Source organism: Vibrio casei (genome assembly GCF_002218025.2).
Classification (GTDB): domain Bacteria; phylum Pseudomonadota; class Gammaproteobacteria; order Enterobacterales; family Vibrionaceae; genus Vibrio; species Vibrio casei.
Map to the genome: position 1 here is coordinate 1,405,881 of NZ_AP018680.1, position 15,248 is coordinate 1,421,128.

At 39.2% G+C, this 15,248-nt stretch carries 8 protein-coding genes and 1 pseudogene; 1 reads left to right on the forward strand and 8 read right to left on the reverse strand.

Annotated elements, in window-relative coordinates; genetic code table 11:
- Positions 1-109 precede the first annotated feature (109 nt).
- From rmf to rlmKL, 5 genes are all read right to left on the reverse strand, one after another.
- The gene (rmf, locus tag VCASEI_RS06795; RefSeq protein ID WP_017025600.1) at positions 110-283 is read right to left on the reverse strand and encodes a ribosome modulation factor; all 174 of its coding nucleotides are present in this window, start codon (positions 281-283) and stop codon (positions 110-112) included.
- A gap of 142 nt (positions 284-425) precedes the next feature.
- Positions 426-2,405 (reverse strand): DUF3466 family protein, encoded by a 1,980-nt coding sequence (locus VCASEI_RS06800; RefSeq protein WP_086958441.1) that lies wholly within the window; start codon positions 2,403-2,405, stop codon positions 426-428.
- 14 nt (positions 2,406-2,419) lie between these two features.
- Positions 2,420-4,342, reverse strand: a complete 1,923-nt coding sequence (locus VCASEI_RS06805; RefSeq protein ID WP_086958443.1) for an ABC transporter ATP-binding protein — start codon at positions 4,340-4,342, stop codon at positions 2,420-2,422.
- Positions 4,320-4,589 (reverse strand): glutaredoxin family protein, encoded by a 270-nt coding sequence (locus VCASEI_RS06810; RefSeq protein ID WP_086958444.1) that lies wholly within the window; start codon positions 4,587-4,589, stop codon positions 4,320-4,322. Before VCASEI_RS06810 ends, VCASEI_RS06805 begins: the two co-directional genes overlap by 23 nt.
- Before the next feature lie 30 nt (positions 4,590-4,619).
- Positions 4,620-6,755, reverse strand: coding sequence for a bifunctional 23S rRNA (guanine(2069)-N(7))-methyltransferase RlmK/23S rRNA (guanine(2445)-N(2))-methyltransferase RlmL (gene rlmKL / locus VCASEI_RS06815; protein WP_086958445.1), 2,136 nt, complete (start codon positions 6,753-6,755; stop codon positions 4,620-4,622).
- Positions 6,756-7,344: 589 nt separating this feature from the next.
- Between rlmKL and VCASEI_RS06820 the strand changes: the two genes are divergently transcribed.
- A protein-coding gene (locus VCASEI_RS06820; protein ID WP_110957763.1) for an IS3 family transposase occupies positions 7,345-8,888 on the forward strand; the annotation gives its coding sequence in 2 pieces (ribosomal slippage) (positions 7,345-7,810 and positions 7,810-8,888; 1,545 coding nt in all).
- A gap of 133 nt (positions 8,889-9,021) precedes the next feature.
- Here the strand turns inward: VCASEI_RS06820 and VCASEI_RS06825 are convergent.
- The 3 genes and pseudogenes from VCASEI_RS06825 to VCASEI_RS06835 all read right to left on the reverse strand — a co-directional run.
- A complete protein-coding gene (locus tag VCASEI_RS06825) occupies positions 9,022-9,564 on the reverse strand; it encodes a cell division protein ZapC (RefSeq protein WP_086958446.1) in 543 nt (180 codons plus the stop codon).
- Positions 9,565-9,713: 149 nt separating this feature from the next.
- Positions 9,714-10,724 carry a quinone-dependent dihydroorotate dehydrogenase gene (gene pyrD / locus VCASEI_RS06830; protein WP_086958447.1) on the reverse strand — a complete coding sequence of 337 codons (1,011 nt, stop codon included), beginning with the start codon at positions 10,722-10,724 and terminating at the stop codon, positions 9,714-9,716.
- Between the two features lie 105 nt (positions 10,725-10,829).
- A pseudogene (locus tag VCASEI_RS06835) lies at positions 10,830-15,245 on the reverse strand (NAD-glutamate dehydrogenase); the annotation flags it as partial.
- Positions 15,246-15,248: the final 3 nt, after the last annotated feature.

The following is a 15,248-nucleotide window of genomic DNA, read 5'->3' on the forward strand; positions in this document are numbered from 1 at the left end:
ATTTAATAAATCAGCTTATTTGCTGATTTATTTTCTTATGGTTATTTAGTTATAGTGCGTCATATGTTGAAATAAAAGGCCCCAAATTGGAGCCTAAATTAAAAACATCTTACTTTATAAGTCCAGATTGGCGATCTTCTCTAGCATCTCGCCATCCGCCTAACCAATTCGATTTTGCATCCATCTGCTGGAATGGACAGTCATCCATCGATCTCCCATTTAGACCCGCTTTATAGCCTTGAGATTGCGCTCTTTCTAGGCGATCGCGTTTCTGTCTCTTCATAGTTCAGTCCTCTTTCTTAAATTTTACGAAAACGACTATCTGTGGCACTTTTATTACACCACAAGTAAAGCATCGATCATCTTTGAGGTTTTCTCAAGATAAAAAAAAACCGAAGCTCAATTTTGTGAGCCTCGGTTCAATCTTACATTTTGTTTTTTCTTCGTCTGAAACCAATTAAGCCAAGTATAGTCAAAGCAAAATAACCTAGGCTACCCCCTCCCGATCTTTCAACTGGTGCATCACCTGCTTTTCTTATTTGAATATCCGAAGAAGTCGCGCCAGGAATAGGGATTAACTTAACGGCAACCAACTTCTCGACGCCAGCCCCATCTCCACAATATGAATTATGAGAAACATAATCATACCCACCTTGACAAAAGTTAGCTGTCGCAGAAATAACACCATCGTCATTAATACCTGTCGCATTTACAATGCGATATTGGTTGTTATTACCCGATACATCACCATCATTGGTTAAGTTATCAAGCCACCATGACTTACCTTGAAAGATAGCAAAACGCTCAGTATTGTATCCAGATAAATTTAACGGATCGATAAAGCCACGACGACGACGTTCTTTACCATTAACTTCACGATCATCTTCAGCATCAATGGAGCCTACCACTTCATTATAGTTGTTGATGGCATTCGCTTCACCACCCGCACCTTTGAAGAAAATATCACCCGATAAATAAACAGCCGTTGGTGGCGATGTTGGGCTACCTTTTGAGGCGTCCGTATAGAACAAGCGATTATTAGCAGCACCATTCTCAGGGTAACGCCCGCTACGTTTGGCTTCTCCAATTGCAATCAAGTGATTATTAATGTCTTTAACCAAGCTGTTGCTGTAAATATAATCATCACCTTGCTTAATTTCAGCGCCTCTAACAAAGGCTGTCTGCCATTGGTTTTCTTTTGACGGGTCAAATGATGATGCTGGATAAAAAATAGCAGCCTGCATCAATAAGCTATCATCATCACGATAAGTATTAAACCCACCAAGTACCGGTTTATCTCCATATAAGCTATTGCTCGTTTCAGCAATGACCGATGTTCGGGCACTACTTTGAGCACTGGCATCATCGCGGTTAGGTTCCGATGTAGCCTGTCCTGACCATTCTGAAACAGCAGCTCCTGATGCACCATTAGCGTCAGCGGTATCCCAAACATAAGCTTGTGTAGCGAAAGCAAAGTTTTGACAATCGGCTAGTAATACTGGATTTGGATAATTAGTGGTCTCTGTACATTTGCTTAAGTCACCAAAATAATTTTTGTTATCATCATTATTATTAAAAGGTGCAATCGATGCTGAACCAACGACATAAATAGAACCACTATCTTTAGGGTATTCAAAGGAGTCAAACGCAAAGGTACGCCCCATTTGTTTTACTATTGAAGCACCATCTTGTTTCGGCAGTAAGTATGTTGTGCCATAAAAACCACGCTGACGATAGGTTAAAAGCTCATTACTACCAACACTATAATAACCACTGCTTGCAATACCAATTGGCGTGCCATCGGCAAGTACTTTATTAACTACGCTGTTCGAAGAGTCCGTAATTAATGAACCACCAGGAGGTGTATAGCTACTTTCAACTGGCGCAGAGATTTCACTCCCATTAATTAATGCAACGGCATTTCGGCCATTGTAACCTTGATTAAAAGCTCGTCTTTCATGACATAACCCCCCTTGTAAGCTAGTATCACAAACATCAGTATCGTTACTTGATTGACCACCAAACCACTGCTGATTTGCCCAGCTCTCACAAGTAGAATAACCTAACTGGTTATAACAATAACTTTTTAAATCATTATAATCTAAATAAGAAAAATGATTATCGATACGAAAAGGCACTTCATCACGATAAGAAAAACCATCGGAACCTTGTCGACTATCTCCACCAAGTAAGTAATTCGAATCAGAACAGCTTACAGTGTCTGCAAAACACCCTAATGGATTTGTATCTGATTCTATCGATGAATCACTTATCGTGCTCGAAAACGTCTGCTTTGCATCCACATTAGAGTTAACAGGTACAATTTTATAAATTGCAGCCGTCACTGAATTTGTTGCTAATAATGAAGCAGTAATAACACTTAACTTAAATATTTTATTTGGCATTCACATCTAATCCGTTAGGCCTGCATAGACTCAAGTTCTTCCCACCGAGCAAATGCAGTTTCTAATTCTTGTTCAGTAGCGTTCAAGCGGTTTAATACTGCTTGAGTGTCGTCACTACTCTGGTTAAAAAAGTCAGGTTGGTTAACCTTTTCTTGAAGCTCATCAACTTCAGCTTCTAATTTTTCTAATAACTGCGGTAAAGACTCTAATTCTCTCTGCAGTTTATAAGACAATTTTTTAGGTTTACTCTCGACAGGTTGAGGTTTAGGCACTTCCTCTGTTACTTTTTCTGTTGGCTTCACAATATCATCAGCCACATTCAGACCACGAGATTGCAAAACTTGTGCGCGTTGTTCTTGCGCATCATGATAACCACCAACAAACTCTTCAATTTTACCATTGCCTTCAAAAATCCAACTACTCATCACGGTATTGTCGACAAACTGACGGTCATGACTGACTAATAATAAAGTACCCTGATAGTTGGCAAGAATTTCTTCTAAAAGTTCCAATGTTTCGATATCTAAATCATTCGTTGGTTCATCTAGAATCAATAAATTATTTGATTTTAAAAATAATCGAGCAAGAAGCAAACGGTTTTTCTCACCACCGGATAATGCTTTAACCGGAGTACGAGCCCTTTTAGGTTCAAATAAGAAATCTTGGAGATAGCCTAATGCATGACGAGTTCGACCACCAACAGTCACTTCTTGCTTACCATCAGCTAGGTTATCCATAACCGTTTTCTCAGGATCAAGTATTTCGCGATATTGATCGAAATAAGCCACTTCTAACTTCGTTCCACAATGTAAGCGACCTGAGTCAGGTTGCAACTGGCCAAGTAATAATTTTAATAATGTACTCTTGCCACAACCATTTGGACCAATTAAGGCAATTCGATCACCGCGCATAATATTGAAGCTGAAATCATCGACAATCGTTTTACCATCAATGGAGTAACATAGATTTTCAGCTTCAAAAATAATCTTACCTGAACGATTAGATTCATCAATTTGAATATTGGCTTTACCTTGTACTTCACGACGATCAGAACGTTCTTCACGTAATTTTTTAAGTGCCCTTACACGTCCTTCATTACGAGTCCGACGAGCTTTTATTCCTTGACGAATCCAAACTTCTTCTTGAGCCAGTTTCTTATCAAATTCCGCATTTTGCATTTCTTCAACGCGTAATGCTTCTTCCTTATCGATCAGGTATTGTTCATAGTTACCAGGGTAAGAACTTAATTTACCGCGATCTAAATCCAGAATACGAGTCGCCATTGACTGAATAAAAGCTCTGTCATGCGAAATAAAAATTATTGAACCTCTGAAATCTTTCAAAAAGCATTCCAACCATTCAATAGTCGTCACATCAAGGTGGTTAGTCGGTTCATCGAGAAGCAATACATCCGGGTCGCATACTAATGCTCGTGCTAATGCCGCTTTACGTTGCCAACCACCAGACAAACTCGTCAGCAGTGTATGTTCATCAAGCGATAACGATGTCAGTATATTTTTAATACGTTCTTCCAAACGCCATCCATTATTGTGATCCAATTGCTCTTGAATACGAGATAAATGATTGATGTTTTTTTCTGATGGATCTTCCGCCATAATATCTAACTGATGTTGATACTGCTTAAGAAGTTCCCCCACTTCAGCAAGGCCTTCAGCAACATAGTCGTATACTGTACCTTCTGCATTACGTGGTGGATCTTGTTCTAGACGAGACACCACAACATCTTGTGTGACTTGAATTTTACCATCATCCATAATGATTTCACCCGCAAGGACTTTCATCATGGTCGATTTACCTGCGCCATTACGGCCTACAAGGCATACTCTTTCATTCTGTTGTAATGCAAAGTCCGCTTTATCCAATAAAGGATGATCGCCAAAAGCCAATTGAGCGTTATGAAGGGTAATCAATGCCATTTTGTTTTAACCACACTTGTAATTCTTTGATATTAAATGGCCAGAACAACTCTTCCGGTTGTATCTGGTGCTTTTTGTCCGTTTCTTTAAGTGAAATCACTGGTATTGTGACCCCGTAACGGTTAAATAATTCGTCGTCAAAGGCGATATCGATAACGTCCACTTGCGATTGAAGATTGAGACTAGATAACTGCTCAAATGCCATTTCACATAAATGGCAACCTACAGTGGAATACAGTTTCAACATATCAACATTCCTTGCTAACACTTTATTCTATTAGCGGTGTGTAATAACCCAACAGTTATGAATATGCTTATTACGAGCAAAATCCATTGGTAGGGTTTTTGATGAGATATTTTCCGCTTGTAAGCCTAATTGTTCTAGGCCGTCGAGATCCATTTTAAACAAACGTTTATTATTCGAGAAAATAACCACAGCATCTTTTCTCATCAAACGCTTTAAATTCTCCATCAACATCAGGTGATCACGCTGAATATCAAATGTTTGCTCCATTCTTTTTGAATTAGAAAACGTTGGTGGATCAATGAAAATCAAATCAAACGTACGATCTTCATGCTTTAACCACTGTAAACAATCCGCTTGTTCATATTGATGATGCTCACCAACAAAGCCATTCAGCTCCATGTTACGCTGAGCCCATTGCAGATAAGTATTCGACATATCCACCGTCGTTGTCGATTTGGCTCCACCCGCAGCAGCATGAACACTAGCACTACCGGTATACGCAAATAGATTTAAGAAATCTTTACCTGAAGACATCTCACCTAAGCGACGACGGGTCAATTTATGGTCTAAAAATAAGCCAGTATCAAGATAATCTTGCAGGTTAACCAGTAGTTTTACGCCATACTCATTCACTTCAAGGTATTCAGAATCTTGAGATAATTTTTGATATTGACGTTTCCCCTTCTGCTTTTCCCGAGTTTTAAGCACAACCTTATTTGCATCCACGTTTAAAACTTGAATGGTCGCTCTAATAATATCGGTCAAACGACGTTTGGCGACATCTTCAGGAATCGTTTTAGGCGCGGCATACTCTTGAATCACTACATGATCAAGGTATAAATCAATTGCTACATTATAATTAGGAAGGTCGGCGTCATAAACACGGTAACAATCGAGTTGCTCGCGTTTCGCCCACTTACCTATTTTAGCAAGATTCTTTTTGACCCTATTGGCAAAGTCTGGTGCGATTTGTGCTTCTTCCTTTTCAGAATGGCGTATTGTTTCACCATTTGGATTCACACGAGCAGTAATAGAATAATTTTTTTGGTGACACGGTAACGCACCATTGCTTAGTTTATATTGTTTATCAGCACGCATGCGTAAACAGCTAAGCAGCTCTTCGCTTGAAGAGAAAATAGATGCATGGCTTCCTGCAAACTCACTCTTTAATTGCGCACCAAAAGCAGTATACAAGGCAATCAAACCCGGTTCAGTTCCTAAGCGCTCACCATATGGTGGATTACAAATAATAATGCCAGTATCAAACCCTTGAGGTTTTTCTAGTTTAGCCGCATCAGCCAACTTAAATTGGATAGCATCACCCAAACCTGCTCGCCTAGCATTATCTTTAGCGGCTTGAAGCACCCTCTGATCATTATCAATACCAAAGAAGCGATTCGCTTCTAAAGACTTAACGCCTTTACGACCCTGAACACTCGCTTCAGCTTTTATTTCAGCCCAAACATCGGCTTCAAAACTATGTAATGCTTCAAAAGCCCACTTAGAACGTTGAATACCAGGGGCAACATTAGCGGCCATTAATGCGGCCTCAATTAATAAGGTACCTGAACCACACATAGGATCCAATAATACTTGCGAGCCATCCCACCCACTTCGAGTAATAATTGCGCAAGCCAGTGTTTCACGTAAAGGAGCAGCCCCAGCTTGAGTTCGGTAGCCACGCTGATGTAATCCTAAGCCAACAATATCAATACCGAGTATTGCTCTATCACGATGTAAACGGACATGGATGCGAAGATCGGGTTGATCTTTACTGATCTCAGGTCGACCTAAGTCTTTTTTAGTGAAGCTATCAACAATCGCATCTTTAACTTTCATGGCGCCGTATTGGCTATTACGAATCTCTTGGTTTGTACCATTGAAATCAACAATCAATCGTTTATCTACAGAGAAATGAGAAGCCCAATTCACAGCCGATGCTGATAAATAAAGGTCCATATCATCATTGCAGTAAAATTCAGAGAGAATTAAAACAAAACGTGAAGCCAAACGGCTCCATAAACAACAACGATAGGCTTGTGCATTTGTGGCTGTAAAACGCACACCAGCCTGCACTGGCTTAGCATCGGTAATCCCTAACTGCTTGAGCTCATCCGCTAGAAGGTTTTCAAGTCCGTTCGAGGTTATCGCTAAATATTGATTCATTATAACTTTCAGTACCGTAATAAATGGATCGCGATTATATAACGAAAGCACACCGTTATGCGACCACCCACACCATTAAAGCAAGCTTTTCAATAAACAAATATCTCTAAGCTAGCTCATTTACTCCCTTTCTCTTCAATCCAAGCGAATTAACTTCATTTTTTAGTTTTCACTACTGGATTGTTTCGATTAAACATGAAAAACGATTATATGCAAAAACGGAATATTAACCAATAAGCCCAAACAATGATAGTGAATACTTATTCACACTTGCGCCCATCGAAATCTGGACTATACCATGAGAATCTTTACAGTGTAAATTTATTACAAGATGGCGAGAAAAGAGGAATTATAAGGTCTATATAAGGAAAAAATGCTAATGAAATGAGGTTATTTTTTAATTAATAAATGATTATTTTATGACTTATTTTCACATTCTATTTTTAGGCACTTACGGGAACTGCCCTATTAGCTTTAAATAGAAAGAAAAAAGCAGAAGTATTAAAGGAAGGAATTAACGTTATCCCTCTCTGTCAGACTAGTTGTCGCGCTTAATATTCAACCATTAAACAGAGGGCGTGGAGTAACAATGAAACATTATTCAGCGCAAAGCAAAGAGTCGGCTCTTCAGAAGATGATGCCTCCAAATAATATAGCAATAGCCCAATTATCAATCGAGATGGGGATTGGTGAATCAACCTTGTATAATTGGCGAAAACAAGCAATTGATAAGGGGCATTTAGTGCCAGGTGATGGAAAGAATGCTGAGCAGTGGTCATCAGCAAATAAATTCTCAGTCGTGTTGGAAACAGCCTCTTTAAATCAAGCTGAGTTAGCGGAATATTGTCGAGGCAAAGGTCTTTATGTGGAACAAGTATCGGCTTGGCGAAATGCGTGTATAGATGCAAACGCTAACGTTAAAGAGCAAGAAAAAGCCTTCTCCACCGAAACAAAGAAAGATAAAAAACAGATCAATCAATTAGAAAAGGAGCTACGTCGAAAAGATAAGGCACTCGCTGAAACCGCAGCACTATTGGTGTTAAGAAAAAAAGCAAATGCGATCTGGGGGGAAGCCGAGGACGAATGATCCTCGACTCAGCTCGCATTCAAGCAGTTAAACTAGTTAATGAAGCTGTGAGTTCTGGTGCGCCAAAGTTTAAAGCTTGCCGTGAACTTGGGATCAGTGTCCGGACGTATCAACGTTGGACTGTTGACGGGAACATAAAAACAGATGGTAGACCAATATCTCAGCGCCCTGAGCCAAAAAATAAGCTATCAAAAGCAGAGAGAGATAACATATTAGCCATCGTTAATAGCGATGATTTTAAGAGCTTACCACCAAGCCAAATCGTCCCTACATTAGCAGATGAGGGTATTTATCTTGCTTCTGAATCAACATATTATCGTGTTCTTCATGAAGAAAAACAGCAAAACGCTCGCGGACGTAGTCAGATAAAAGAGAGAAAAGTACCGACGACACACTGTGCTACAGGGCCAAACCAAGTGTGGTGTTGGGATATTACTTGGTTACCAGGCCCCGCTAAAGGGCTGCATTTTTATTTATATTTGATACTCGATATATTTAGTCGAAAGATTGTTGGATGGGAAATTCATGATGACGAATCAGCAGAAAATGCATCAATATTAATTAAGAAAGCTCATTTAAAAGAAGGAGTTAAAGATAATCCTCTGGTACTGCATTCGGATAATGGAAGCCCAATGAAAGGCTCATCAATGCTTGAAACACTTTATAGTTTAGGTGTCGTGTCGTCTTTTAATCGTCCTAGGGTGAGCAATGATAATGCTTATGCTGAGTCGATATTTAAAACGTGTAAATATCGCCCTGACTATCCGTATAAAGGGTTTTCAACAATTGATGAGGCGCGTAGTTGGGTGTTGAAATTTAGCCACTGGTATAATTTTAACCACAAACATAGTGGCATCAAATACGTCAGCCCACATCAAAGGCATTCAGGATTAGCGGGTGACATATTGGCTAATAGAAAAGAAGTTTATCAAGGTGCTAAAGATGCTCACCCTGAGCGCTGGAGCGGTAATATCCGTAATTGGGATTTACCAAAAGAAGTGTACTTAAACCCTGAACAAAATAGTGTCAAGGCTGAGAGTGCATAACGTAGTGATCGCGACAACTAGTTTGACAAACACCGTTATCGGGTTATATTGAAGACAAAAAAATGTCGGCAACAAGGCCGACGGAAAGAACAACAAGGAACGAACTTTTATCTTTATGCTGATGTATAGGCTATTAACCCACCATGGCATAAGTTTCAATAGTGGTATGAATATTAGCTTTAGCAAAGCGGTCATGCATGACTTTAATCGGCTCGCCAAATTTCAACGACTTGGATTCTGTTAAACTGAAATCACGTAAAGAGACAGAAACACAAATACTCGCACTCTCACCAACTTCAACCACCATGAAGTGCCCTTCAGAGAAGCAGTTTCTCAAATGCACAATCTCACCTTCTCTAGGTGTAAAATCACCGCCTTGACACGAAAAGAACCAACTCTTTGGCTGTACCGGCTTGTGAAAACGTCTTGCTGCAACACTATTAAGTGAAAGCTCAGCTTTACGTGGCTCAGATAGAGGGAGACTATCAACTTGTTGTTTGAATTTATGGTAACTAGATGCATCATCTACAGAAAATTGATTCTCTTGAAATGCACTATTGATTAATAATTTTTCAGGTAAATTTACGCTAAAAACCATGTCCAGCCCAAGATCCAGCATAAGGGACTTGTTGGTTTCATCGTAATACCATTTCCATGTATCACTCGGTTTAAGCATGGGTTCAGCCTCTTAAAATTAAAGCGAAAAAATCACTTCGCTTCCTTCTATCGATTAGATGTACCTTGATTGTACAAACGAATAGATAAAAAAAAAGAGGAAAACTTTTTCCTCTTTTTCAGGCTGAAATTGTTAACTCGATCTGTTTTTTATATATTTTTTACGATTTCTTTAACCAAACCAGGACCATGATAAATAAATCCAGAATAAACTTGGACTAGTTTTGCCCCTGCCATCATTTTTTCTTTTGCTGAGACATAAGAATCAATACCGCCAACTCCTATGATCGGAATGTCATCACCAAGTTCTTTATACAACTGACGAATCACTTCAGTACTTTTAGACTGCACGGGACGACCACTGAGACCCCCCATTTCATTGGCATTTTTCATTCCATCAACTAAAGAACGGTCTAACGTTGTATTGGTTGCAATAACACCATCAATTTCGTATTTCTTCAGTGAATGACAAATTTGAATAATTTCGTCATCACTAAGATCCGGTGCAATTTTTAAAGCCAATGGAACATATTTCCCATATTGCTCAGCGAGTTCTGTTTGCTTATCTTTCAAAGCAGAAAGTAATTCATCTAATGCTTCACCATATTGAAGTGTTCTAAGTCCCGGAGTGTTCGGTGACGAAATATTGGCTGCAATATAACCCGCGTATGGATACACTTTTTCCATACAAATTAAATAATCTTCAGTACCCTTTTCTATTGGGGTATCTTTATTTTTACCTATGTTAATCCCAAGGATGCCATCAAAAGTAGATTGTTTTACATTTTCAATCAGTTGATCAACACCATCATTATTAAATCCCATACGATTGATGATGCCTTCCGCCTCAACAATTCGGAAACAACGCGGCTTATCATTACCTGGTTGAGGACGTGGTGTCACAGTACCAATTTCTAAAAAACCAAACCCCATTGCTCCAAATGCATCAATACATTCTCCATTTTTATCCATACCGGCAGCAAGTCCAACAGGATTTTTAAAGGTTAACCCCATCACTTCAACAGAACGAGTGGGTAGATTTTGGCGGAAGAAAAAGTCAAGTGGTGTGCCATTAAGCCTTTTTAAATTCTTAATAGCTAATTCATGTGCGGTCTCTGCACTGAATTTAAATAAGCCTGTTCTAGCTAGACGATAAAGCATACTTCCTCCCAAAATTAGATCAAAAAAGCCCCAAAAATTGGGGCAAAGTATACCTTTCTATCAGGAATTATACTAGCCGCAATCCGAGGCGGCTATTTTAGTTAACTACTGATTTGCAGCACAATTTAGATTCAACAAAACAAGCTCTCTTAATGCAACTGAAAATTTCGCAAACTCATGGGCAGAACCAACTTTAAACTCATTAAGTATGCTTTCCCAGCGTTCAAGCGAGATCTTGTTGGTATCCATCCACAGCTCTAAACTACCTTCTACTGACCAGTTTTTATTATCTTGGCATGCACAAGATAGCACTTGTAAAGTTAATTGCCGTTGCTGCCAATCAAGATCTTCACGGAATGTCGCTCTTGCAAGCGCTTGCCAGTGATTATCAATCGGTTGATTGTTTATTTGGTTCAAGAACCAATGCAATGACAGGCGATCTCCAAGTGTAAAGTACATCTTAGCTGTTTTATCAATATCAACCCCACACTCAGCCGCTACGGAAGAAATATCCAATGTCGAATATAAGCTGGTTAATCGGGATACTTTTTTCGCAAGTTCTTCGGTAACACCTTGCTTAATCCAATCATTCGCCTGTTGGTTGTGCTCTTTAACTTCGTTTTTAACTAAGAAAACATCCATACCATTTTGAATGACCTGAACATCTTCAAGATAATGAGTAATGATCTCATTAACATTCAACTTCATCATACGATTGCGTAATAACCAACGAGTTGAACGACGTAATATTCGACGAACAGACATTAAAAGCTCATATTGAACACTAGCCGTCGCAATGTTATCCAAACTTCGAATATCATTAAACATTTTCTCAGCATCAAAGATCACACGAGATGCCACATAGGCATTGGTAATATCAATAACGCTTGCCCCTGTTTCATCTTGTAATCTCGTTACGAAATTACACCCCATCTCATTAACCATTTGATTAGCAAGAGAAGTTGCTATGATTTCTTGGCGAAGTGGATGTTGAATCATAAATTCAGAATAGTTACAGCGTAACCTTTCTGGGAAATATTGAACGAGTAACTTAGCATTAAAGGGATCGTTAGCAATTTCATCACATGCCAGTTGTTCTTTTAACACCATTTTAGCGTAAGCGATCAATACTGACAGCTCTGGACGAGTTAAACCTTCCCCTTTCTTCTCTCGTTCAAGTAAGGTTTCATCATCAGGAATGTATTCTAAACTACGATCCAATTTACCTAACTTTTCTAAAGTGTGGATAAATCGAATTTGCTCCTTCACTTGCGCCGTACCTTGATGCTCGCTAACCGAAATAGATTCAGATTGGCAATAAGCATCTTCTAATACAATCTCGCCAACTTCATCTTCCATACTATTGAGTATTTCATTACGTTGCTTGAGCGTAAGATCACCGTTAGCAACAAGCGTATTAAGAAAGATCTTTATGTTAACTTCATTATCAGAACAATCTACGCCTCCCACGTTATCAACAAAGTCGGTATTCACTCGTCCGCCAGTTAAAGCATATTCAATACGGCCCAGCTGAGTCATTCCAAGGTTACCACCTTCACCCACTACCTTAGCTTTTAATTCAGATCCATTAATACGCAGGCTGTCGTTCGCTCTATCACCAACATCGGTATTATTTTCAGAAGAAGACTTAATGTAAGTACCGATACCACCATTCCATAGCAAGTCAACTTGCATGGTCAATATCATTTTCATCAACTCTGTTGGTGTTACAGATTGTTTTTGAGTTGAAAGCATTTTCTGTATTTCTGGCGTTAAAGTGATCGACTTTGATCGTCTTGAGAAGATCCCACCTCCTTGCGAGATTAAACTTTGATCGTAATCTTCCCAACTTGATCTTGGTAATTTAAATAAGCGTTCTCTTTCTTTCCAACTAACCGCAGAATCTGGATTTGGATCAATGAAAATATTCATGTGATTAAATGCGGCTTGAAGACGAATATGTTTAGATAACAGCATACCATTACCAAAAACATCCCCCGCCATATCACCAATAGCAATACAAGTAAAATCAGTGGTTTGTGTATTAATTCCCATTTCTCGGAAATGGCGTTTTACCGACTCCCAGCCACCTTTTGCTGTGATACCCATGGCTTTATGGTCATAACCATTTGAGCCACCAGAAGCAAATGCATCCCCTAACCAGAAATTATATTCTGCAGAGACTGAGTTCGCCAAATCCGAGAACGTTGCCGTTCCTTTGTCAGCCGCCACCACTAAATAAGCATCATCAACATCATGACGAACCACATTTTTAGGTGGAACCACTTTGCCTTCAATAATATTATCGGATACATCTAGCAATGCTCGGATAAATCGTTGATAACAGCGTTGTCCTTCTGCAAAAATTTCATCACGGGTCGTGAAATTCTGTTGACGCTTACAAACAAAACCACCTTTCGCTCCAACAGGAACAATCACGGTGTTTTTTACTTGTTGAGCTTTAACCAAACCTAATATTTCAGTACGGAAATCTTCTTGACGGTCCGACCAACGTAATCCACCACGAGCAACTTTACCGGCTCGTAAATGAACACCTTCAATATCGGGCGCATAAACAAAAATTTCAAACTCCGGAACAGGTGCAGGGATCTCGGGGATATTTCTTGGCTGAAGCTTCAAGGCTAACCAAGGTTTCGCATTACCTTCTACGTCAGTTTGATAGAAGTTAGTCCGGATAGTCGCCCGGATCATTTCCATATAGCGTCGAATAATTCGGTCATCATCCAAGCTTTCTACTTTTTCTAACTTTTCTTTGATCGATTTGACCAGTTTATCTTCCGCTTTTTCTCTGGCTTTTACACTTGGATCAAAGCGTTTCACAAATAGGCTCACTAAAATTTGAGCTAATTCTGGATGATTAGACAACGTATCTTCAATGTATTGCTGACTAAATGGAAAACCAACTTGACGCATATAACGCGCATAACTTCGAAGAATCGTGACCTCTCTCCCCCCTAATCCAGCCGATAGAATCAATCGGTTAAAACCATCACTTTCTAAATTCCCAGACCATATTGCCGCAAATGCTTGCTGGAAACGATCACGAGCTTCTCGAAGATCCACTTTCTGATTGCCACGATGCAACATGGAGAAATCAAGGATCCAATAAACCGTTCCATCCGATTTTTGGATCTCATAAGGCGACTCACCGATCACTCTTAAACCAAGATTTTCAAGCATTGGCATAACATCCGAAAGATGAATCGGTTCATCACGATGATAAAGTTTTAATCTTACCGCTTTGGAATCTGCTCTTTCCTCTTGTGGACGATAAAATAACATGCCTAATTTATTATCATCATTTAAAGATTCAAGCAGTTCAATATCAGCAACCGCTGTTCCACCGGCTAAAGTATCTTCTTTATAAGAACGCGGGAAAGCATTTTTATAAGCTTTCGCTAAGGTTGTTCCTTTGTTTTCACCAAAGCTGCTCATAATGGCTTGAGTTAATCGGTCATCCCAAGATGAAGATGCTTCCATTAGATTTCTCTCTATCGATTTAACATTAATTTCTTGATTATTATTATCCACTCGAACAATGTAATGTGTTCTGGCTAATGGGCTTTCAGAGAAATAAGTTGTAAATTCAACCTCTTGATCACTATTAAAGTAACGTTTTAGAATTTGTTGGGTCTTAAACCGAAGCTCTGTGTTGTAACGTTCTTTGGTCACATAGACCATGCAACTTAGAAAACGGCCAAATGGGTCTTTACGAACAAATAAACGCAGAAGATCGCGATCTTGCATTTGCACGACTCCCATCCCTACTTCAAGTAATTCCGTTTCTTTGGCTTGAAGTAATTCATCTCTTGGATAGTTTTCTAAAATATTATGTAAAGCCTTCCAAGAATAAGAACCTTTTAAGTAGCCACTGGCATTAAGAATACGCATCACTTTGTCACGGATCAGTGGAATACTTTGAACGCTTTGGTTGTAAACTGCTGAGGTGTATAAACCAATGAATCGGTGTTCACCAATGACATTACCTTTCGTATCAAATTTTTTAATGCCGACATAATCGGTGTGAGCTGGACGATGAATCGTTGATGCTGTGCTGCCTTTCGTCAATACGAATAGTTCTGGCTTTTGAGCTTCAATACGAGCCGATTCAACCAATTCTGATAATTTATATGACCTTACTCTGTTCGACTGAGTCAATAAACCTAATGGTTTGGAATCTGCAGCAGGTTTCAGCTCAAGATCACCAGCTCTTGCTTTTAAATCAAATTCTCTATACCCCATGAAAGTGAAGTTATGTTCACCTAGCCATTTTAAAAATGCTAAATCTTCTTCTAACCTTTCAGGTTCAACAGGAATATTTTTAATATTTTTTTCTGTATCAGCAATAACCGAATGTAGTTTATCGGTCATCGGTTGCCAATCCTCAACTACTAAGCGCGTATCTTTAAGAACGCTTAATAGTTCTTGTTTGAGCTCAGCCATCCGATCTTTATCATTAATACGATCAATCTCAATATGAAATAACGATTGCATGTCACCTCT

Excerpts from the sequence above, each read along its gene's own strand:
- rmf (WP_017025600.1), bottom strand. The coding sequence starts at position 283 with ATGAAGAGACAGAAACGCGATCGCCTAGAAAGAGCGCAATCTCAAGGC.
- VCASEI_RS06800 (WP_086958441.1), bottom strand. The coding sequence starts at position 2,405 with ATGCCAAATAAAATATTTAAGTTAAGTGTTATTACTGCTTCATTATTA.
- VCASEI_RS06805 (WP_086958443.1), bottom strand. The coding sequence starts at position 4,342 with ATGGCATTGATTACCCTTCATAACGCTCAATTGGCTTTTGGCGATCAT.
- VCASEI_RS06810 (WP_086958444.1), bottom strand. The coding sequence starts at position 4,589 with ATGTTGAAACTGTATTCCACTGTAGGTTGCCATTTATGTGAAATGGCA.
- rlmKL (WP_086958445.1), bottom strand. The coding sequence starts at position 6,755 with ATGAATCAATATTTAGCGATAACCTCGAACGGACTTGAAAACCTTCTA.
- VCASEI_RS06825 (WP_086958446.1), bottom strand. The coding sequence starts at position 9,564 with ATGCTTAAACCGAGTGATACATGGAAATGGTATTACGATGAAACCAAC.
- pyrD (WP_086958447.1), bottom strand. The coding sequence starts at position 10,724 with ATGCTTTATCGTCTAGCTAGAACAGGCTTATTTAAATTCAGTGCAGAG.